Annotated in this window: 24 protein-coding genes; 23 read left to right on the top strand and 1 reads right to left on the bottom strand. The window is 52.0% G+C overall.

Annotation, left to right across the window (positions count from 1 at the left end):
* Window positions 1-198 precede the first annotated feature (198 nt).
* The 3 genes from L9Q39_RS20475 (at window position 199) to L9Q39_RS20465 (ending at window position 1,353) form a co-directional block, all read left to right on the top strand.
* On the top strand, window positions 199-465 hold the full coding sequence (locus tag L9Q39_RS20475; RefSeq protein ID WP_237487247.1) for a hypothetical protein: 267 nt from the start codon (window positions 199-201) through the stop codon (window positions 463-465).
* Window positions 462-950: a hypothetical protein gene (locus L9Q39_RS20470; protein WP_237487246.1), complete on the top strand. Its 489-nt coding sequence runs from the start codon at window positions 462-464 to the stop codon at window positions 948-950. Before L9Q39_RS20475 ends, L9Q39_RS20470 begins: the two co-directional genes overlap by 4 nt.
* A gap of 85 nt (window positions 951-1,035) precedes the next feature.
* Complete coding sequence (locus L9Q39_RS20465) at window positions 1,036-1,353, top strand: hypothetical protein (protein ID WP_237487245.1); 318 nt, start codon at window positions 1,036-1,038, stop codon at window positions 1,351-1,353.
* A 2-nt stretch (window positions 1,354-1,355) separates the two neighbouring features.
* Here L9Q39_RS20465 and L9Q39_RS20460 read toward each other — a convergent pair whose 3' ends face one another.
* Entirely contained in the window at window positions 1,356-1,493 is a 138-nt protein-coding gene (locus L9Q39_RS20460; RefSeq protein WP_237487244.1) for a hypothetical protein, read from the bottom strand.
* A gap of 1 nt (window position 1,494) precedes the next feature.
* Here L9Q39_RS20460 and L9Q39_RS20455 point away from each other — a divergent pair, with 1 nt between their 5' ends.
* The 20 genes from L9Q39_RS20455 to L9Q39_RS20360 all read left to right on the top strand — a co-directional run.
* Window positions 1,495-1,719 carry a hypothetical protein gene (locus tag L9Q39_RS20455; protein ID WP_237487243.1) on the top strand — a complete coding sequence of 75 codons (225 nt, stop codon included), beginning with the start codon at window positions 1,495-1,497 and terminating at the stop codon, window positions 1,717-1,719.
* 449 nt (window positions 1,720-2,168) lie between these two features.
* Complete coding sequence (locus L9Q39_RS20450) at window positions 2,169-2,714, top strand: terminase small subunit (RefSeq protein WP_237487242.1); 546 nt, start codon at window positions 2,169-2,171, stop codon at window positions 2,712-2,714.
* Window positions 2,689-4,692: a phage terminase large subunit family protein gene (locus L9Q39_RS20445; RefSeq protein ID WP_237487241.1), complete on the top strand. Its 2,004-nt coding sequence runs from the start codon at window positions 2,689-2,691 to the stop codon at window positions 4,690-4,692. Before L9Q39_RS20450 ends, L9Q39_RS20445 begins: the two co-directional genes overlap by 26 nt.
* Window positions 4,689-4,901, top strand: coding sequence for a DUF6148 family protein (locus tag L9Q39_RS20440; protein WP_237487240.1), 213 nt, complete (start codon window positions 4,689-4,691; stop codon window positions 4,899-4,901). The genes L9Q39_RS20445 and L9Q39_RS20440 overlap by 4 nt, the downstream gene beginning before the upstream one ends.
* Window positions 4,898-6,424, top strand: a complete 1,527-nt coding sequence (locus L9Q39_RS20435) for a phage portal protein (protein ID WP_237487239.1) — start codon at window positions 4,898-4,900, stop codon at window positions 6,422-6,424. Before L9Q39_RS20440 ends, L9Q39_RS20435 begins: the two co-directional genes overlap by 4 nt.
* Window positions 6,387-8,456: a ClpP-like prohead protease/major capsid protein fusion protein gene (locus tag L9Q39_RS20430; RefSeq protein ID WP_237487238.1), complete on the top strand. Its 2,070-nt coding sequence runs from the start codon at window positions 6,387-6,389 to the stop codon at window positions 8,454-8,456. The genes L9Q39_RS20435 and L9Q39_RS20430 overlap by 38 nt, the downstream gene beginning before the upstream one ends.
* A gap of 68 nt (window positions 8,457-8,524) precedes the next feature.
* Window positions 8,525-8,851 carry a DUF2190 family protein gene (locus L9Q39_RS20425; protein WP_237487237.1) on the top strand — a complete coding sequence of 109 codons (327 nt, stop codon included), beginning with the start codon at window positions 8,525-8,527 and terminating at the stop codon, window positions 8,849-8,851.
* Window positions 8,851-9,156 (top strand): hypothetical protein, encoded by a 306-nt coding sequence (locus L9Q39_RS20420; protein ID WP_237487236.1) that lies wholly within the window; start codon window positions 8,851-8,853, stop codon window positions 9,154-9,156. Before L9Q39_RS20425 ends, L9Q39_RS20420 begins: the two co-directional genes overlap by 1 nt.
* Window positions 9,153-9,788: a phage tail protein gene (locus tag L9Q39_RS20415; protein ID WP_237487235.1), complete on the top strand. Its 636-nt coding sequence runs from the start codon at window positions 9,153-9,155 to the stop codon at window positions 9,786-9,788. The genes L9Q39_RS20420 and L9Q39_RS20415 overlap by 4 nt, the downstream gene beginning before the upstream one ends.
* Entirely contained in the window at window positions 9,785-10,207 is a 423-nt protein-coding gene (gene gpU / locus L9Q39_RS20410) for a phage tail terminator protein (RefSeq protein ID WP_237487234.1), read from the top strand. Before L9Q39_RS20415 ends, gpU begins: the two co-directional genes overlap by 4 nt.
* Before the next feature lie 3 nt (window positions 10,208-10,210).
* The gene (locus L9Q39_RS20405; protein WP_237487233.1) at window positions 10,211-10,741 is read left to right on the top strand and encodes a phage tail tube protein; all 531 of its coding nucleotides are present in this window, start codon (window positions 10,211-10,213) and stop codon (window positions 10,739-10,741) included.
* 42 nt (window positions 10,742-10,783) lie between these two features.
* Window positions 10,784-11,194, top strand: coding sequence for a phage minor tail protein domain-containing protein (locus L9Q39_RS20400; protein WP_237487232.1), 411 nt, complete (start codon window positions 10,784-10,786; stop codon window positions 11,192-11,194).
* A gap of 65 nt (window positions 11,195-11,259) precedes the next feature.
* Window positions 11,260-11,529 carry a hypothetical protein gene (locus L9Q39_RS20395; RefSeq protein ID WP_237487231.1) on the top strand — a complete coding sequence of 90 codons (270 nt, stop codon included), beginning with the start codon at window positions 11,260-11,262 and terminating at the stop codon, window positions 11,527-11,529.
* 30 nt (window positions 11,530-11,559) lie between these two features.
* Window positions 11,560-11,820, top strand: coding sequence for a hypothetical protein (locus L9Q39_RS20390; RefSeq protein WP_237487230.1), 261 nt, complete (start codon window positions 11,560-11,562; stop codon window positions 11,818-11,820).
* A 56-nt stretch (window positions 11,821-11,876) separates the two neighbouring features.
* Window positions 11,877-14,207, top strand: a complete 2,331-nt coding sequence (locus L9Q39_RS20385) for a phage tail length tape measure family protein (RefSeq protein ID WP_237487228.1) — start codon at window positions 11,877-11,879, stop codon at window positions 14,205-14,207.
* Window positions 14,207-14,776 (top strand): hypothetical protein, encoded by a 570-nt coding sequence (locus L9Q39_RS20380; RefSeq protein WP_237487226.1) that lies wholly within the window; start codon window positions 14,207-14,209, stop codon window positions 14,774-14,776. Before L9Q39_RS20385 ends, L9Q39_RS20380 begins: the two co-directional genes overlap by 1 nt.
* On the top strand, window positions 14,773-15,225 hold the full coding sequence (locus tag L9Q39_RS20375; RefSeq protein ID WP_237487224.1) for a DUF1833 family protein: 453 nt from the start codon (window positions 14,773-14,775) through the stop codon (window positions 15,223-15,225). Before L9Q39_RS20380 ends, L9Q39_RS20375 begins: the two co-directional genes overlap by 4 nt.
* On the top strand, window positions 15,222-15,629 hold the full coding sequence (locus tag L9Q39_RS20370; protein WP_237487222.1) for a hypothetical protein: 408 nt from the start codon (window positions 15,222-15,224) through the stop codon (window positions 15,627-15,629). Before L9Q39_RS20375 ends, L9Q39_RS20370 begins: the two co-directional genes overlap by 4 nt.
* Window positions 15,586-18,372 carry a host specificity factor TipJ family phage tail protein gene (locus tag L9Q39_RS20365; protein WP_237487220.1) on the top strand — a complete coding sequence of 929 codons (2,787 nt, stop codon included), beginning with the start codon at window positions 15,586-15,588 and terminating at the stop codon, window positions 18,370-18,372. Before L9Q39_RS20370 ends, L9Q39_RS20365 begins: the two co-directional genes overlap by 44 nt.
* A gap of 63 nt (window positions 18,373-18,435) precedes the next feature.
* Window positions 18,436-20,152: hypothetical protein (locus L9Q39_RS20360; RefSeq protein WP_237487219.1), on the top strand; the 1,717-nt coding region annotated here is incomplete at its 3' end.

The following is a 20,152-nucleotide window of genomic DNA, read 5'->3' as shown; positions in this document are numbered from 1 at the left end:
CAAAAAGTGTGTTTTTCACACGTTGCGTGTTGTAAGAGTTGGCATTTTAGGTTACCTTTTTCGTCATTGTGGTGTTGGTGTAGCTGAATCAGCCCACAACGATTTCCTCGCGATGTCCAAGCACTGCACCAAAAGCCCCAGTTTAACCGCTGGGGCTTTTTTATTTCCTGCACTCAGCCAGTAGACCGACGAACCCCTATGCCAAACCTCATTACCATGCTGTTTGAAAGACTCCACGAATGGAAAGGCCGCCTGATTGCTTATGGGGGCGGGACCAGTGTGAGTGCTTTCAGTAATGAAGTGGCTGCCAAAGCACAGCAAGCTGCAGAAACGGCCGCCTCTTCGCCTGAAATAACCACTGCAAACCTGATTTCTCTGGGTGGTTTGCTTGTGATAGCAGGGCGCCTTGTCTTTGATATTTATGTGCATTTCGATAAGAAACGCCAACAACGGGAAGCCTCATGATGGATGCGAAACAGTTAACCACCTTAGTCGTCCGCCCAACACTGAAACAGTTGGGCTTGCACAGCAAAGCCGCTGAGCAGCTGGTTGTTGGGACCATCTATCAGGAGAGCCGCGCCAAGTACCTCAAGCAATTGGGGAGTGGTCCCGCTTTAGGCGTGGTCCAGATGGAGCCCGCCACCTATCAAGATATTTGGGATAACTACCTGGCGTATAAGCGCAGCTTAGCCAACCAAATCACCGAGCTTGCCAGCATGGCCAGCTTGGATGAGGACATGCGCCCAGACGTGTCCCAACTCATCACCAACTTAGCTTTTGCCGTGGCGATGTGCCGAGTGCATTACCGTCGCAAAAAGCCAGCGCTACCCAAAGCGGGTGACCTTGATGGGTTAGCCCAGTATTGGAAAGACCATTACAACACCCACTTGGGTGCGGGTACCGTGGACGAGTTCAAAGAGAATTTCCCGCTTGAGGTTCTGAATTGCTAGGCAGGGAAGCACGGGCACCGACGCCGGTGCATTGATAGGGTAGCCGTGTTGGCTGCCCTTTTTTTTACATAGGAGTAAAGCCGACATGAAATACCTTTTGATGGTGGCGTTCTTTCTGATCGCCCCTGCCGCTGTTGCCAGTGGTACCGCCCCAGAACTGCCACCGGTTGACTGGGTCACGTTGCTGACAGTGATGTTTGGTGAGCACGGCAAGACCATTGCCCTGTGGGTGTCGATGGTCTTGGTGATCTGGTCCCAAGTTCGCCAGCTCATCCCGCCGCAATGGCTCGCCAAGTTGCCGACCTGGCTGATTGATTTGCTCGAGTTCCTCGCTGCCAACAAAGGCAAGGCAGGTAATGAAGTCTGGAACGACCCCAAACATTTTAAACAGGCAAAGACATGAACCTACCCAGCTGGTTGACCGTCATCCCCTTTGTGGTGAAGCGGTTCTTTGCCGAGCTGGATAGGCATCGAGCCGAAGCTAAACGGATACGCAGAGAGGACAGACTCAATGGTATCAAGCAAGACCCTGAAAGTAGCCATCGTGAGCGCTTTGGTCCTAGTGGCGGGCGGGTGTCAATCACTCGCCCAGACAACACCGGCGATGCCGATTGATGTTGTGGACTGCAAACCTGCAGCACCACAGCTTGAATCGTACACGGTGGATGAGGGTGGTATCTATTACCCCAAGCGTTCGCTGACCAACCTGATGATCTACATCGAGCAACTGAATGCCTGCATTGATTATCACCAAGCCCGACCTGGCTAGCATAGCTTTCGAGTAGTCGGGTGTTTTACTGGCTGCACCTGTTACCCATTCAGTCAGCATGTGATTGCAACGAATCCCGCATGTGCCCGAGAGGGAGGGATAAGGTTAGGTTGGCGCCCTATTAGTGCATAAGTTAGCTAGATGATGAACGATAGGCGGCTGGCTGCCTCAAAGCCAGCAACCAACCGGCGCTCCGGCCAGCAATCAAACGGCAACCCCTACGCGAAAGCGACTATCGCCACCTAGCCGAGCGCCGACCACCATCCCGTGCCCATTGGAAAGTGGGCCTGCAAGTCAGCTTTCCCATGAGTATTGCGATGATTTCACCTAAACCCTCGATGTCATGCCCAAATGCAAAAGGTACTCCCGAGACCCCTCCCCACCACGGGTAAGCGGCCTCGCGGTTTTTCACTACATACGAGGATCTTCTGAGTGAGGTTGTTGTTTAAATGTCACCACCCAAAAACGCACCACGGCCAGAGCCCCACTGGCTGAACAAATCCGCCATGGCTGCAAGCCTTGGCATTAGCGTGCAAGCCTTTGATAAATGGGGCGTTGAGCCGATCGCCAAGGTTGGGCGTTCGGTGTATTACACCGTCGCTGATGTGGTGCATAACCGAGTCAGTCACGAGATCGAAAAATACCAACCGAAGATCCTTGAAACCAATCCCGACGAGGTTGAGGGTAAATCCATCGAGTACGAGCGCTTGAGATTGACCAAAGCGCAGGCTGATGGCCAAGAGCTCAAGAACGCCAAAGAGCGCCGAGAGGTGATCGAGGCTGAGTTCAATATCTTCTGTTTGTCTAAGGTATCGGCCGAAGTCGCCAGTATCCTCGACACGGTGCCGCTGTCGTTTAAGCGTCGCTTTCCCGAACTGGAAGCCAAACACATCGAGCATTTGCGTCGCGATTTGGTCAAGGCCCAAAACATAGCGGCCGATCTGGATTGCCGCATTCCGGAATATCTCGATGAATATCTTGCCAGCTCAGATTGATAATCTGCAGGCTGCCTTTCGGGCGGGCCTGCGCCCGTTGTACCGTCCGCCACCAATGACCGCCGTGGAATGGGCGAACGAAAACTTCTACCTATCCAGTGAGTCGTCCTATCAGGAGGGCCGTTGGGAAACGCTGCCGTTTCAGGTAGCGATCATGAATGCCATGGGCAACGACGAGATCCGCACTGTCGATTTAGTCAAAAGTGCCCGTGTCGGTTATTCGAAAGTGTTGCTGGCGGTCGCGGGTTATCAGTCCGAACACAAGAAGCGCAACATCTTGCTGTATCAGCCCACGGACAGTGCCGCCCAGCGCTTTATGAAAAAGCAGGTCGAGACAGCCATCCGTGACGTGCCTTTGTGGCATAAGCTCGCGCCTTGGCTGGGTAAGAAGCATCGAGACAACACCATTGACTCGAAACGCTTTACCCACGGCAAGCAGCTGTGGTGCTTTGGTGGTACCGCTGCCAACAACTACCGTGAACACTCTGCCGATACGGTCATTTACGATGAACTGGCGGCGTTCCCGCCGGATGTTGAGGCTGAGGGCTCCCCGACGTTCTTGGGTGATAAGCGTATCGAGGGTGCGGTGTTCCCCAAGTCGATCCGAGGCTCGACACCGAAAATCAAAGGTGAATGTCAGATAGAGCGAGCGGCGCAAGAGTCGCCCCACTATCTGCGCTTTCACCTCAAGTGCCCACACTGTGGCGAAGAGCAGTACCTCAAATGGGGTGGTCCCGAGGAAGCCTTTGGGATCAAGTGGGACGAGGGCGACCCAACCACGGCCTATTACTTGTGTGAGCACAATGGCTGCGTGATCCGAAATCAAGACCTGATGGAAATGCAGGAAGTTTCAGGGGTATGGCGCTGCGACCGCACTGCTATTTGGACGGTCGATGGCATTGACTGGTACGACGAAACCAATCATCCCATTGATGTCCCTGAGCATGTCAGCTTTCACATCTGGACCGCTTACAGCCCGTTTACGACTTGGCACCGCATTGTGGTCGATTTCCTCAAGGCCAAGGACGATGTGGGCAAGCTGAAAACATTCGTCAACACCACCTTGGGCGAGACCTGGGACAACGAAGTGGGCGAGAAGTTGGAGTGGGAAGACCTGCACCGACGCCGTGAGTTGTATCCCGATGGCAAGATGCCTAACGCCGTGGTCTATCTCACAGGGGGCATCGATACCCAAGATGACCGCTATGAGGGGTATATCTGGGGCTGGGGAGCGAATGAGGAAAGTTGGTTGGTTGACCGCTGGATCTTGCATGGCGACCCTGCCAGTGACGAGCTCAAAAAGAAAGTGGCTGAGAAAGTCCGCCATCAATACACCCGTTTTGATGGTCAGGTGATGGGGGTCAGCCGTTGGTGCTGGGACTCCGGTGGTCACTATACCGATGAAGTCTACAGCATGAGCCGCAAGCTCGGGCCAACCTATGTGATCCCGACGAAAGGGGCGAGTGTCTACGGTAAGCCGATCGCAGACTTCCCACGAACGCCATCGAAAAAAGGTGCTTCAAAAGGGTGTTACCTCACGATTGTCGGGGCAGACAACGGCAAAGAGCTGATTGTTAACCGCTTACGGGTTGAGCCGCAACCTGGTGTTGCGGTGCCTGGTTGTATGCACTTGCCGATGGATGACGAGTTGTGTGGTGAGGCAGAGCTCAAGCAGCTGACCGCTGAGCGCAAAGTGCTCAAATACAAGAACGGCCGCAAGTCGTACTTGTGGGATGCAGGCAAGCGCCGCAATGAAGCCTTGGACTGTACGGTTCTGGCTGTGGCGGCCTTGCGTATTTCTCAACAACGCTTTGGCCTCAATCTTGACACCTTAACCGGTGGCAGTGGCTCTGCACCGTCGGAGCCTGTGCCATCCAAACCGAAATCAAAACCAACACCGTCACCATCGACGCCGCCAACCATTTCGGATGGCGGCAATTGGCTTGGCGATGTCAATAAACAAGGGGGCTGGTTATGACACTAGCGCAAGTGCAGGCGTTGATTGATGCCTATTACCAAGCTGAGTTGGATTTGCTGGCCGGAAAAACCGTCACCTTTCAAGGGCGAACGGTGACCAGTGAAAACCTCAGCGAGATCCGCAAAGGGCGCCATGAGATGGAGCAGCGAAAGCAAACCTTGCTGTCTGGTCGCTCTCGTCATGCACCGAGTTTGGCGAGGTTTGAATGAGTTGGATTGAAAAACTGATCAGCCCGTTCTCACCCTCATGGGCACTGCAGCGAGTCAAAGACCGTCAAGAGCTCAATGCTCGGTTTTCGGTCATGGGTTATGAGGCGGCCACCAAAGACCGTTTGCATACCGCTAAGCGGCAAGCGCAATCGGCGAATCAGTCGGTGGCGATGGGTGGGGTGTCTCTCAGGGAGCAAGCTCGAAAACTTGATGAAGACCACGATCTGGTGATCGGCATCTTCGACAAGTTGGAAGAGCGAGTGGTGGGGGCGAACGGGATCATGGTCGAGCCTCAGCCACGGGATACCAATGGCGAAGTGCTCGACGAACTGGCCAAGGATATCCGTCGCCGTTGGGCGTCATGGTCTCTAAAACCGGAAGTCACCGGCACCTATACCCGCCCCGAGCTCGAGCGCATGTTATTTCGCACTGCTGCTCGTGATGGTGAAGCGTTTACCCAGTTGGTCCGTGGCGTTGTGCCTGGTCTGAACCATCCCAACCCTAATGGGACCCCGTTCAGTCTGGAAGCGCTCGAGCCTGACTTTGTGCCGTTTCACATGAATGAGGTGGCGAAGCGGATCATCCAAGGTATTGAGGTGAACCAGTGGCGTCAGCCGCAGGCGTTCCATGTGTTCTATGACCATCCGTCTGACAGTTTTGGTATTACGGCCAAGACCAAGCGGGTACCGAAAGAGAACATGCTGCACCTGGCACACCGCAAAAGGCTCCACCAATTACGGGGCATCACCTTGTTGCATGGGGTGATCAAGCGTCTGGCTGACCTGAAAGATTACGAAGAGTCCGAGCGTGTGGCGGCTCGTATCGCTGCGGCATTGGCGTTCTACATCAAAAAGGGCACTCCGGATCTGTACACGGCACCGGAGAGCCCACCCGCTCAGCGCCAAATCCCCTTTGCCCCAGGTAGTTGCTTTGACGATCTGCAGGTAGGGGAGGAGGTCGGCATGATTGAGTCGAACCGACCGAATACGCACTTGGCTGAGTTTCGCAACGGCCAGCTGCGTATGGTGGCCAGCGGTACCCGTGGCGCTTATTCCTCAATTGCTCGTGATTACAACGGGACATACAGCGCTCAGCGTCAGGAGCTTGTTGAGGGATGGGAGTCGTTTGCCGTGCTGCAGCAATGGTTTGTGGCTCAGCAATCACGCCCTGTGTTCCGCGCTTGGCTGGAAATGGAGTTGCTGCGCACCACTGACCCGCTGGTTATCCCTGCGAACGTGGACCGCCGCACTCTGTTTGATGCGGTGTATCTGGCACCGGTGATGCCGTGGATTGATCCGAAGAAAGAAACCGAAGCATGGAAAGAGCGCATCAAAGGCGGTAACGCCACTGAGGCGATGTGGGTCCGTGCAAGTGGCCACAATCCGGAAGAAGTGAAACGCGCCCGCGTTAAGGAGATTGAAGAAAACCGCAAACAAGGGTTGGTGTTTGACACTGATCCGGCGAACAACCAAGGAGCCAAAACCAATGAAAGCCCAACCCCTCAACCTGATGATGATGCCTAAAGCGTCGCTGTCTGCCAGCGCTGCACCATCGGAGTCGTGGTTTAGTATCAAGGCCGCTGCATCCGGTCGCCCCGCTGAGATCTTCATTTATGACGAGATTGGTGGGTGGGGCATGACTGCCCAACGTTTTTCCGAAGAGCTGCAAGCCAATGAGATTTTCACCGGTGTTGATGTGGATCTGTATCTGCACAGTGGCGGTGGCAATGTGCTCGATGGCTTTGCCATTTACAACATGCTGCGAGGCATTACTGGCTCGCTGAATATCTACATCCAAGGCGTGGCGGCGTCGATTGCCTCCGTCATTGCTTGTGCCCCGAACGCGACCGTGCATATTCCTGAGAATGGGTGGTTTTACCTCCATAACGCTTGGGGTGGGCAGGTTGGCGAAGCCGAAGACATGATCGAGTATGCCGAGTTTCTGGAGCGCAACGTCACCAATATGGTGGCAGCGTACCGAGAGAAAACCGGTTTGTCTGAGGATGACATTCGAGCACTGATGAAAAAGCCTGGTACTTGGCTCGATGGCCAACAAGCTGTTGAGCAGGGCTTTGCTGATGTGCTCACTGAACCGCTGCAGGCTGCAGCATCTATCAATTCAAATCGACAAAAGGAACTCTTAAATATGCCTAAAAGTCTAAAGGGCTTAATGAAACCGCAGGCGAATAACCCAACCCCAACGCCACCTGCGCAGCCGCCAGCGGAACCAACCCCAGCGGCACCATCGGCATCCGTGCCAACACCAACACCGGCACCTGCTGCCCCATCGGCCTCGGACATCATGGCGCAGTTCCGCGCAGATGAAACGACTCGTCGAGAGGGTATCCAAGGCGTGTTTGCGTTTGCCCCTGGTCGTTTCCCTGACATTGAAGCGTCTTGTATTGCAGACATGAACTGCACCGTGGATCAAGCCAAAGATAAGCTGCTCGAGGCGATGGGTAAAAACACCACGCCAAGTGCCAGCGTTCACATTCACGCTGACAACGGCAACCTTGTCGGTGACTCGGTATCGAATGCGATCTTGGCGCGTTCCGGTCTGGGTGAGCTTGAGCGAGACAATATCTATAACGGGATGCGCCTTGATGCGCTAGCTCGTGCGTCCCTGACTGATCGTGGTATCGGCATTGCGGGCATGAACAACCGCGACATCGTCGGTTTGGCGTTCACCCACTCAAGCAGTGATTTCGGCAACATCCTGATGAACATCGCTAACAAAGCGGTGTTGAAAGGTTGGGAAGAAGCGCCGGAGACCTATCAGCGCTGGACTCAGAAAGGCACCTTGACCGATTTCCGTCCGACCAAGCGTGTCGGCCTGAATACGTTCGGTAGCCTGGACAAAGTCGAAGAGGGTGGCGAATACAAGTACGGCACCATTGGTGACCGTGGTGAAGACATCGTGTTGGCGTCTTACGGTAAGTTGCTGACCTTATCTCGTCAGGCGATCATCAACGATGACATGCAAATGCTGACTCGCATCCCTCAGTTGATGGGTCGCTCAGCACGTCGCACCATCGGTGATCTGGTGTACGCCATCCTAACGGGTACCTACAAGATGTCGGATGGCAAGGCATTGTTCCATGCTGACCACAACAACATCGTCAAATCATCTAAGCCGGATGTGGACACCTTGTCTAAAGGTAAGACGGCGATGCGTACCCAGAAAGATGGCAAAGCATCACTGAACATCATGCCTGGCTTTGTACTGTCTCCGGTGGCACTGGAAGACAAGCTGAATCAGGTGATCCGCTCAACGTCGGTTGAGGGTGCCGGTGCGGACGTGATCAACCCGATCGCTAACTTTGCCGAAGTCATTGGCGAGCCTCGCCTTGATGAAGCGAGCGCCAGCATGTTCTACCAAACCGCCGCTCAGGCATTTGACACCATTGAGGTGGCATATCTGGATGGCATCGAAGAGCCGTACATCGAGCAGCAAGCGGGCTTTACCGTGGACGGTGTTGCGACGAAAGTGCGCATCGATGCCGGTGTGGCGCCATTGGATTACCGCACGTTCGTAAAACACGACCCAGCGGCGTAATCGTCCACCTCACACATAAGGTCACCATTCGGTGGCCTTTTCTTTTATTCATGAAATGGGAAAACCTCATGGCAAAAAATTATGTACAGGATGGCGAGACCATCGAATTCACGGCGGCCGCTGATGTGAAATCCGGTGATGTCGTTGTGGTGGGTGAGCTGGTTGTGGTCGCCATCAATGATGTGGCATCCGGTGAAATGGGTGTGGGTCATACCGCTGGCGTTTGGGATTTACCCAAAGCGTCGGCAACCACGTTTGACCAAGGTGTGTCGGTGTATCTGAAAGATGATGCGATCGGTGTTGATAACACGGGTGTGTATGCAGGCAAGGCATGGCGTGCTGCTGTGAACGGTGAAACGGTCGCGACCGTGAAGCTCGACACTAAGGCCGCCTAATGTCTCGCTGGGCCAGAGCACAATCACGATTGGATCGGGCTTTGTTTGGTAGCAATGGTGTGGCGCAGCCTGCCACGATTGCCGGCACTCCGGTGTCGGTGATCGTCAATGAGGGTGAACTGGTCTTTGATGGTGCGGTGCAAGGTAATCGCCGCACTGTCTCACTCACTAAGGAAGAGGCCAAAGCCGCTGGTTTAACGCCATCACGGGGGCAGGTTGTGATTGTCCCTGGTGAATCGATAGAAAGCCGGATAGCGCACCCGCCGCTCAGTGAACATGGTCTTTATATTTTGGTGCTGGAATGACAACCATCAACCCCACTCATCGGCTCGATCAGGATTTGAAGCAAGCCATCAAGAATCTTGATTCGCTGAATACAAAACTGGTCCCTGCTGCGTCGGCCATGGCCGTCAATAAAGTGGGGCAAAAAGCGGAATCCCGCGCTGTTCGTCAAACCGCCAAAGAGGTCAAGGTCACGGCCAAGGTTATCCGTCCTCGGGTGACAGTGGCCAAGAGAGCGAACCCTCAACGACCTTATCGAGTGGTTCGGATCCGCCGCTATGACATACCTGCCATCTCGATTGGGGAAGTTCGCACCCAGATCCGCCGCAAAAACGGCGGTTATCTGGTGTCGGGTCCCTCTCGTGATGAGCAGGGACGTTATGGCAAGCGAGAGCACAGTGGCAACACCTCCATCAAAGTGGGGCGCCATACGTTCCAAAATGCGTTTGTTAACCAGGTATCGAGTGGTAACTGGCATGTGTTGTATCGGGTAGGTGAAAGCCGCTACCCGCTTGGTGTGGCCACCGTGCCCATCAAAGACAACATCACCAAGGCCATGGAATACCACACTCGACAATTGCTCAATTTCGATATGCCTAAAGAGATGGAGCGAGCCTTGGCGCAGAAGTTCAGACAGGAGTTGAAACGGCGATGAAGAAAAACACGGCGATTCGACACGCCATTGCGGATCACCTCAGAGCCAATATCCCCGATCAGCCGGCACCGGATGGGTCGGGGGTGTGGGTGAAATCGGTGTTCCCCACATTTTTGGTGCTCGATGCCGAGCAGGAAACCCCCGCCATTTTGGTGTATTTCGATGACGGTACCCGAGATGACCGTTATTCCGATATGCCAGAGCGCTATGAGGGCAACCTGTTTGTGTCTGTGTACCTCGATGGCACCGCCAGTGATGACGATATTGATGACATTGGCGAGGCCATTAAAGAGCTTTTGCCGATCGGGGTCCGCTTTCCCGATGTGGTCACCTTGTCGCGTTCTGGCTTTACCTATGAGCGCAGCCCTGATAATAGCTATCGGGCGCTGCACATTAATCATCAATATTATTGGGAGTAACCCATGGCAGCAACACACGGCATGATCCCCGTCGCCGGTAAAGGCAATTCGGTTTGGATCTTGAAAAAGGGTGTCGATATCGCCGATGCAATCACTGCAGGTGAAGACGACGACACCAATTGGGACAAGGCAGGGTACGTTTCTGGCATCACGCCCGTCAACATGACCAAAGAAGTCAACACCGAGGTGTATCTCGATAATGACGATGGCTATGCAAGTAAATCGACGGGCATGAAAGATGCGGGGGACTTTAGCTTTCAACTCGGTTATGCCCCAGGTCAGCCAGTACAAAAACGCATCGTTGACATCTACGATGTGGCAAACGACGAGAATGAGAAAACGTGGTTTCGCGTGAAATCGCCGTCAGAGGTATCGGGTAAGTTTTCCGTGAACATGTACTACGGACCAATCAGTAGTCTGGGGGTGCCCAGCTCGATTGAGAACTCGACTGATATGAAACGTGATATCACCATTGCGGTTGAAGGCCGTCCGAAATTGGCGGAAGACTTCCTTCATGCTGCGCCAGCAGCTTAATTAACAGGCCGCCCATATCACTGGGCGGTCAGCGAGGACCCTATGCCTTATCTGAATACCCAAACCCTAGCAGTAGGTTCAAAAACCTTTATTTTGAGCGAGTTTACAGCGCTCGATCGAATCCGTGATCTGCAGTATGTCGCGAAGAGTCCGACCATGGAAAAGCCTGGTGCAGAAGCAACTGACCAGGAACGCATGGCATATGGCGTGTTTATGGAAGAACTTACGCTGGATCAGGTCGCTCACTCCATCGCCCTGTCACTATCGCACGCCAATGAAAACCTTGAAGACCAAAGCGTGGAAGCCTTGCATGAAATGGTCAAAGATAAATGGCCTAACCGTTCGGTCAATATCGCTTACGATATGATCAAGGAACTGAATATGCCAGAAAAGAGCAATCCCACGACGCCTAGTGACAACGACGACCAAGAGGAGTTAACGCCGGAAAAGTAATTGCCGCCGCCTGGGAGTTTGCTCATGACCTGGCCATTGAATTGAATCAGACGAGCCCGAGCTCAATGCTGGCATCGATGCCGCTCTCTGAATATTGGCGTTGGGTTCATCATATTCGCCAGCGGGGATTGCCGTCGCGCAATGTAGAGCGGCAGCTGCAGCAACTCAATGCCGGAGTACTTAATGCGTCCGGCCGCTTCAAGCCGGTGACCCCGAATGATTTCAGCCTGCAGCCAAGCACTACCAAAACAGCCGAGACGGGAGTGGATCAAAACGTCTTGAATCAAATGCTTGGTGACATGTCGTCACTATCCTTTCCTACTGCAGCAGAGTAAACTGCAACGCGATCAATAAAGGAGAGGTTTATGAGCAAAATAATGATTGATCTGATGCGTGGCTGTTTGTTGGTGCTGGTTATTATCTGCGTCGGTGGCGGCGGTTTGATGGGATTCTCATTTGTGGCTAACCCATACACCCCTATTCTCACGAAAGTGTTGATGGTGGGCGGCGGGGTGTTGGTCGGGTTGATACTGGCCAGCGTCGTGACGGGTATTTGTTACCTGTTACTCAATATTAACGACAACCTCGAAAAGCTGGTTAATCAGCCGTCGGAGGGGTCGGAATAAAGAATTAACTAATTGATGAAAACCACGCTTCGGCGTGGTTTTTTTATGGGAGTCGTATGGCTACAGCACACGTTGCCGATCTTGTCACCACGATGCGTGCTGACACGGCCAAATTCGACAAAGATGTTGAAAACACCAAACAGCGCTTGCGTGGTTACACGGGCGAAGCCAAGAAAAGCACCAAGCAAAATGATTCCCTGTCCCAGAGCTTTAAAACCGCGTCGGGGAATGCGTCTCAGCTACCTGGTCCGCTTGGCAATATTAGCGGTCAGGTAGACGGCATGATCGGCACCGTCTCAAGCTTGGGTGTGGCTTGGACGACATTGGGTGGCAGTGTGGCCATTGCTATTGGGGCGATATCGGCCGGCTTGCCGACACTCGCTGAAACTGAGCGTCGCTTGCTGCAGCAAGAGCAGTTGATCAAAGCCACGGGGTACTCGAGTGGCTACACCGCCAATCAGCTGGATGAAATGGCACGTTCGGTGGCAATGGCGACCCTGACCAGTACCCAAGAAGCCAGCAAGGCGATCGGTGTGATGCTGACGTTCCGCTCGGTGATGAACGATCAAAACAATACCTTTGAGCGCACCATTTACCTTGCCCAAGACATGGCCAGCGTCATGGGCGGCGACATTACCAGTGCTGCCAAGCAACTGGGTAAGGCGTTGGAAATGCCGTCTACGGGCATGAGCGCCCTGAAAGAGTCGGGGATCTCGTTTACCCAAGCCCAAATCGACATGGTGAAAGCCATGGAAGACACGGGACGAGTTGCCGAGGCGCAAGCATTCATCCTCGATGAGCTCGACAATCAAATTGGCGGTGCTGCAGGTGCCGAAGCCGGTGGTTTGATTGGTACCGCTGACACGCTAGGGCAGACATGGGAAGAGTTGCTTGAAACCATGTCAGATAAGTCCGGCGCCATGTTTTTTGCAAAAACCACCATGGAAGGTCTGATCAATATTGCCAGAGACCTTCAAGGCATGATTGACCCTGCCCCGATGGTGGAGTTTAACGAGCTGTTCAAAGAGCGCATGGAGCTGCAAGAACGTTTGCGCAACATGGGCCCTGTGGACGAAATGCCATCCATCAACCCGTTCGGTGAGTCAAAAAATACTTGGTTCAATGCCCAGCGTCGCCTCGGTGAAGTCACCGAGCGTATGAAGCAGATCCAGGACGATTTTAAGAAAGAAGCGCAGGCACAAACCGAAGCGCAGGAGAAAGCCCAGCAAGCCGCTGATGCTCGAGAGAAGCAACGCTTAGAGGATAAAGCCGCTGCAGAAGAAAAAGCCCAGCAAGAAAAGGCAGCCAAAGAGCAAAAGCGTCTTGAGGAAAAAGAAGCCAGAGAAGTGGCGGCTGCAGAGAAAGCGAAAGCTCGAGATAAAGAGCAAACCGATGCTTGGTTGGTTGAGCTTGACCGCCGTAACATGACTGAGCTTGATTTGCTCAATGCCAAGTACATGGATGAGGCGATGAAGCTGGCCGATAAACGTCAGCAAGACTTGATTTCCGAAGAACAGTATCAGCAAGCATTGCAAGATATTCAGCTGTACTACTCTGAGCAACGTAAGGAGACCCTGCAGAAAGAAATCGAAGAGCAAGAAAAACTGAACCAAGGTTTCTGGGATCGTTATTACGAATCCATGCAGAAATCGGCCGAAAACACCGATGAGCTTTGGCGTCAGACGTTCGACAGCTTCACCACCGGCTTTGGTAATGCGTTTGCCTCTGCAGTGATGCAAAGCGAAAGTGTTGGGGATGCGTTCAAGAACATGGCCCAAGGCATGGCGCAATCCATGCTCGCCGCGCTCGGCAAGATCATGGCGCAGCGTATGGTCATGTGGGCCTTGGAAAAAACCATGCTCAAAGGGGCTGCCGGAAGTGAAGTGGCGCGGGTGACCTCTGAGGCGCAAAGCTCTGCATTGATTGCAGGGATCAACGCGTTTAAATCGACCGCTGCTATCCCAATTATTGGTCCCGCTATGGCGCCTGGTGCAATGACGGCGGCCTTGGCTGTTACCGAGCCGATGGCGGCAGCCGCCACCGCAGCTGCTTCGGCTGGCTTTGCCGGTGCCTTTGATAATGGTGGTTATATACCGGCAGGTCAGTGGGGTGTGACGGGGGAATACGGCCCTGAAATCACCTTGGGGCCGAGCCATATTGTTGGCCGTAAACAAACCATGTCGATGTTAGAGCAGGCGACCAATGGTAATGGTGGTGATTCGTCCGGTTGGCAAATCATTATCAACGAGGCGCCACCTGGTACTCATGCCGAGATAGATGAGAACAGCAAAGTGATTTCCATCATGATGTCTGATGCAAACGCCAGTGGTGAATATTTCTCTTATATTGCCAACAAGCTCGGTGTGAAGCCTGGGGGATACAAATAATGTCAAAACCAACTCAAGCCCAACTTGATGCGCTTAACCCTAATATCTACAAATACCCTTGCCGGTACTTTGATAATGGCTTGCTGCCATTGCCCGTGATCGATGGCTACCAATATCAACATGGCAAGATAGTGATCCGCTCTCAGATGGATTTAGGGTTGGCCACGATGCGACGACGCTGCCGTGTTGCCCCCGCGAAATTCCCTTTGAAATTTGTCTTTACGGGCGAAGAGAAAGAAGCGTTCGAGTCATTGGTTTTCAATGAGCTTGATGGCGGGGTGGAATGGTTCTATCTGCCGCTCAGAACCGGTGACTTTGCGCTCGAAATTCACAAAGTCCAGTTTACGGCAACGCCTGGGGAAGATAGTCCGTTCCGGTTGATTTCAACCGGTCCCAATTTCAGTAGCAAATGGGAGTTGGTGGCAGAAGTGCAAGCGTTCCGATCTAAGTTGGAACGATACAATGCTCGCCTATTGTCTCGGGATACCTTGTCTGGGCTTGAAAGAGCAGCGCAATCGGCTGAAACCACTGTTAATGAAACACCTGACATCAAAGAGGAGGGTTCATGATTTTATCCACCCTCGAATTTCAACACCCCGCTTTGCCTGGCGGGGTGTTGCGTTATGTCAAAGATGGCATTGATCTGCAGGCGGGGATCGAGTCTGGTGAGGTGGTGACGTTTATTGCTGGCCAGTTCGAGTTTCAGTTGCCGGATAAGAACACGACAGGCCAAGAGGCGCTCAGTGTTGCTGCGCCAAACACGGACCTCACGTTAACCCGTGCCATTGAAGCGGCAAAGCGCTATGAGCCGATCACGACCGTCACCTGCGTTTATCGCGAATACGATACTGACGATTTATCTGGCCCCCGTAATAAAGCGATCAGGCTGACCACATCAAGTGCCAAGATCACCACCATGGCTGTATCGATCACGTCTAGCTGGAAAGACTTAACCAACCGGCGTTTTTGCCGGCGAATTTATACCACAACCACTCACCCTGGATTGAAATACCTATGATAGAGCACTTTCGTAACTTGCCGGCAGGGGCTTACCCGCCGGATGGCTGCGCATTACTGGTGCGTGATGCCTGGCAGAAGTTTCTTGGCTTGTCTGACTTACCAGAGCACGCTGATCGGTTTGTCACGGTCATTGAGGCCAAGCAAACCATGGCGACCTATGATGGCGTTCTGCTTGAGCCTATCCAGAGCCCTGAGCACTTATGCATGGTTGTGGCCACTCGTGGTGCGCATTGGCATTGTGGGGTCTATACCATTGAGCAGCAGCCTGGTTATGTCATTCATACACTGGGCAAAGCCGTAAAAATTGAACCGTTAAATTTATTCAAACGTCGCTTCGACAGCGTGGAGTTTTACCGTTATGCCACACATCATCGAGTTCAAACACCCGATAAAGCGGGATGAGTACCAGCTGCACACCGTGCCGGCAGGGACGAATCTTGCCGAGTGGATAAAGGAGAGCTTGCCCGCGTCGGCCAGTTTGCAGGCAACAATTAATTTCAACAAGTTGGATGACCTGGATGTCTTGCTGGGCGATTACGATGCCGTCAGCCTGAAACCAAAGCTCGGCTTTGGTATCGACTGGGTGATATGGGCTGCACTGGCGGTATCGGTGGCCTCGGCCGTATATGCTTACAGTCAGATGCCGGACACTGGCGCGAATCAAGACACTCAGCAAGCCAGCAGTGTCTACAACTACAACGGGCAGGGCAACAAGCCAAAGATGGGAAATCCGGTGCCTGTACAGTACGGTCGAATGCCCCACTATCCTGATATTATCAGCCCTAATTGGTGGGAATATGTCGGTAACGAGCAGTATTACTACCAGACCTTTTCCAAGGGGATAGGTAAGTTTCAGATCCATGAGCACTACATTGGTGAAACGCCGTTAAGCCATTACAGCAGCGATATCGAGGTGCGTGTTTATCAGCCTGGTGAATTGGTGGATCACTTCCCGCATATTGTCTGGACCTCAAAAGAGGTGGGCAGCGCCGATGGTCAAGGCGGGTTAACCCTGGAGGGGGTCACCGCTGACTGGGTCTCCGAAAAACAGGCACAAGAAACAAAGTTTCGCGATCGCACCGTTGAGTTGTGGGTGCAAAAATCAAGAACCTCGACCCAAAGACATGGTGATGGTGACAGAACTACATCAACCTACTCATGGTGGGAAAAGGAAGTGTGGCCATGGGCGACTGGCCAGCACGTAGTGATCACGTCAACCACACAGACTGACCTAATGTTTGAGGGGAACTTGCACTTTCACGATATGGGCGATGATGGCGATATCATTGACCCAGATGATTTGCCTGATCAGATCGAAAACCCATTGGGTTGGGCATTTGTTAATGTCGGTCAGCGAATTATTATCACCGGCGCTGGCGTCAACTCAGGGACTTTTGTGGTAGCCAAAAAGTTGGATGGTAACCGCATCGAGGTAAACAACGACAGCGGCCAGCCAGTCACCAATTTTACACCAATGTCTAACGTGTTCAGTCGAATCTATGAGGCGACCACCAATGATGGTACCTATGTATGTAAAAACGATAGTGGCAGTGTGTGGTTGGTTAACTCTGATACGCTCGAAGAGGTGCCAGGCTGGCCAGGCTTTAAGACGATGGGCAGTGAAACGGCGTTACTGTCTGTCTTGGAGCGCGATGTGGAAGCGCAATGGGTGGGGAATTTCCTGACCGTTCCCAGTGATGCGGTGGCGCAAGATGTCGGTGTGGATTTTCTTTTCCCTCGAGGGTTGGGAGAAATGAACAATGACGGTGTGATCGTTAACCGTTCTATTAAGTGGGAGGTTAGGGTGCGCCCTGCAGGCTCTACTGACCCATATCAGAGTCATGAATTCACCCTGACCAAAGCGGATAATACGCCTCAACGTGTCACATACTGGCTCAAGAAAGAAATGGGATTATCACCTGGTCGTTATGAGATGGGAGCGCGTAGGGTCAGCACCGTTACCAACTCGACGAAAGTGTTTGATGAGATCCAGTGGATGGGGCTGAAATCTGTCATTCAGTCTACTTATCGCAATGATCATGAAACGACAATTACCTTAAAAATTAAGGCGACCAATGCACTCTCCCAGCAGGCAAACCAGCAATACTGGAATGACAGTACCCGCATCATTCCAGTAAGGCAAAGTGATGGATTGTATGTCGAACAACCAAGTCGAGATATTGCCCATGCGATTATTGATGCCTGCAGAAATGATGTCTATGGTGCCGGTTTGCCGGATGATGCGATCGATATCGATACCTTTATGGCTTATCACAGTAAGTGGACAAGCCGTGGTGATTTTTGTGATGGCTTGTTTGATCAGCCGACAGCGTTCTGGGATGCCATTGGCCAGTTGCTCCTGACGGGGCGTGGATACCCTCGGATTGATTTTGGCGCAGTGAGTATGTGGCGCGATGAGCCCCGCTCTGTTCTGTGCAAGCCTTATTCGCCGGTCAACATGACGGCAGATAGCTTTAGTGCGGATATCCGTCTCATTGAGGACGATGATTATGATGGTGTTGAGGTTGAATGGTTTAACCCAGCCTCGAGAAAAGCCGAAACCTATTTGGCCACAGTGAGTAATCAGAAAGGATACAATCCAAAGCCTGTCAAAATGCCGTTTATTACCAGCCTCGCCCAAGCTGAGCGTGAGGGGCTATTTCATGCCGCCGTTCAGGCGTATCGCCGTACTAACATTGATTTCACGACGGACATTGACGGTTGGGAATCCAATTATGGTGATGTGGTGCCAGTGTCCCACGATGCCGTTGAGTGGGGTGCGTCTGGCCAGCTGCTCGAAAAACTCAATGGTGATGATGGCAATCAATACCTGCAGTTAACCGGCTTGATTGATTGGGAAGACGGTAAGCAGCACTACATCATGTTTAACAAAGGAAATAGTGGTGTGCATGGCCCTTATCGTGTTGTAAAAACCGATGTCGAAGACATTGTGATTCTTATCGATGAGCCGCAATACCCGATTTATGCCGTTGGGGAAACAGGACAGAAACCAACAGAGTATATGTTCGGCCAAGCTGACAAGATGTATCAGCAATGTATCTTGATGCAAGTTCAACAGAAAGGCGAGTTTGAGGTCGGTGTAAAAGCCATTGAAGACGATCCTCGAGTAGATGCCTACGCTTAATAGCCAAATTTATAACACACTTATGCCCAGCTCTTGTGCTGGGCTTTTTTATGAGGTTAAACCATGACCCAGAATATCGAACAGCGCACTGAAGTCGCTGTTAAAAAGTACGAAGGGGCGAGTGATACAGTTAATCAATTAGCAGAGACTGACGCCATTGTTAACACGGGGGCCGGTACTCGAAAATCATTCCCTAAAATTAGTCAAGAATGGGATGATGAATCTAATAAATTAAAAAAAGACTGGGGAGACGAGTCCTCAAGGTTACAAACCGAATGGTCAAATGAAAGTGCTGTTATTCGTGAAGATTGGCAAACGGAGCGTAATGAGTTAAGCACGAAAGCGCTTGGTGTTAAACCTTGGGAATCTGGTCAAAGCGAAACCAATATAAACCAGCAGCGCCGTTGGACCGATAATCATACGTATTTGCCTAAATCTGTTCCCGCCGTCATGGATGCAGTGGGTCCTGATGATAATTGGATCCCCTATACGGCAGAACGGGCTGGTGTGCTGTCAGATGTGTTTGGTAGAAAACCAATTGATTTGGTTGTTGGATTGGTCATTACTCCAAATGCAAAAAAACAATACCCTAAGCTCAATGCATTTGGCAAAGTTTGGGAATTGGTTGATGGGACTATGACTATAACGGTTAAGGCATACCAGGAGTCTTCTGATGGATATTTAATCGTAACCCTTGATGATGATAGCCAAGTTATTGGGGAGCAAGTAGAGGGTGCGACACGCTCGTGGTCTTTTAGCAATCTAATTTCAGCGATGAAAGGTGGTGAGCCTGAATCAGAGCTGGATAATATGAACGGTTCGGATCAGGTTTTGTATCGCAGAAACCCCAATGCGCCTTATGTTTCGGTTGCAAATCGGTTGCGTGCCCAAAAACTTAATTTGGTCGGTGATCTTAAGGCGCCAGATGATAATACTGGTGATGTTGGCCAGCAAATTCAAGAGTTTCTAGAGTTCGGCGGGAAGAAGCTTGAAGTACCAGACGGCATTTTTCAGGTTATTACTCCAGTGTTAATTCATGGTAGTAGCGGTTTGTCGATTGAAGGGTTCGGCCCAGAAAACACGATATTCACTGCGGGTTCTAATTTGCTGATGGACACACGTAGGCTCGAATCACTGGATATTGACCTCCATGATGAATACAACAAACACGCTATTTTTCATATAACCCAGTTTGATGGTGAAAACGATCGCCCAGGCTATGCTGCGCGGAACCATGTTTTCTCTGGTATTGGTGGGGATTTTACAGGTTCGCCCGCTGAAAAAATTGCTTCATTGCTATCTAGCCCACACCTAGCTCATACAGAGATAAAAAAAACGCTAATGCGAGCAGCGCTTTCGACATATGAAGCTTGGAATTTATCCGATAATAGTTCAAGACATTATCATTTGTTGTTTAAGGCAATGCGCTCAATTGATTGCATTCATCATGTGAAAAACGATTACAAAAAATCGGCGAGTACGTCATTCGGGACAACATGGATATTTGACGATAACTCGTTGTCGCGTTGTAAGTATGGTTATGAATTGCATGGTCTCAATTACTCCACTATCAGAGATTCATCGGTAGATAACAACCTTAATGGCTCCTACGCTGTTGATATCTATAAAGGGCGGGGTATTGCACTGCGAAACGTCGGTATTGAAACCCGATTACACCATATAGACACAACAACAGGTGGAGGAATATTAAGGGTTGATAACGCCAATGTAGATATTCGCGCGGGATTTTATGTTGGTGGTGACCGAGATGGTAAAGGAA

Origin of the sequence: Vibrio hippocampi, from assembly GCF_921292975.1 — a bacterium.
Classification (GTDB): domain Bacteria; phylum Pseudomonadota; class Gammaproteobacteria; order Enterobacterales; family Vibrionaceae; genus Vibrio; species Vibrio hippocampi.
The sequence above is the reverse complement of the archived record's forward strand: the minus strand, read 5'-3'. Positions and strand labels throughout refer to the sequence as shown.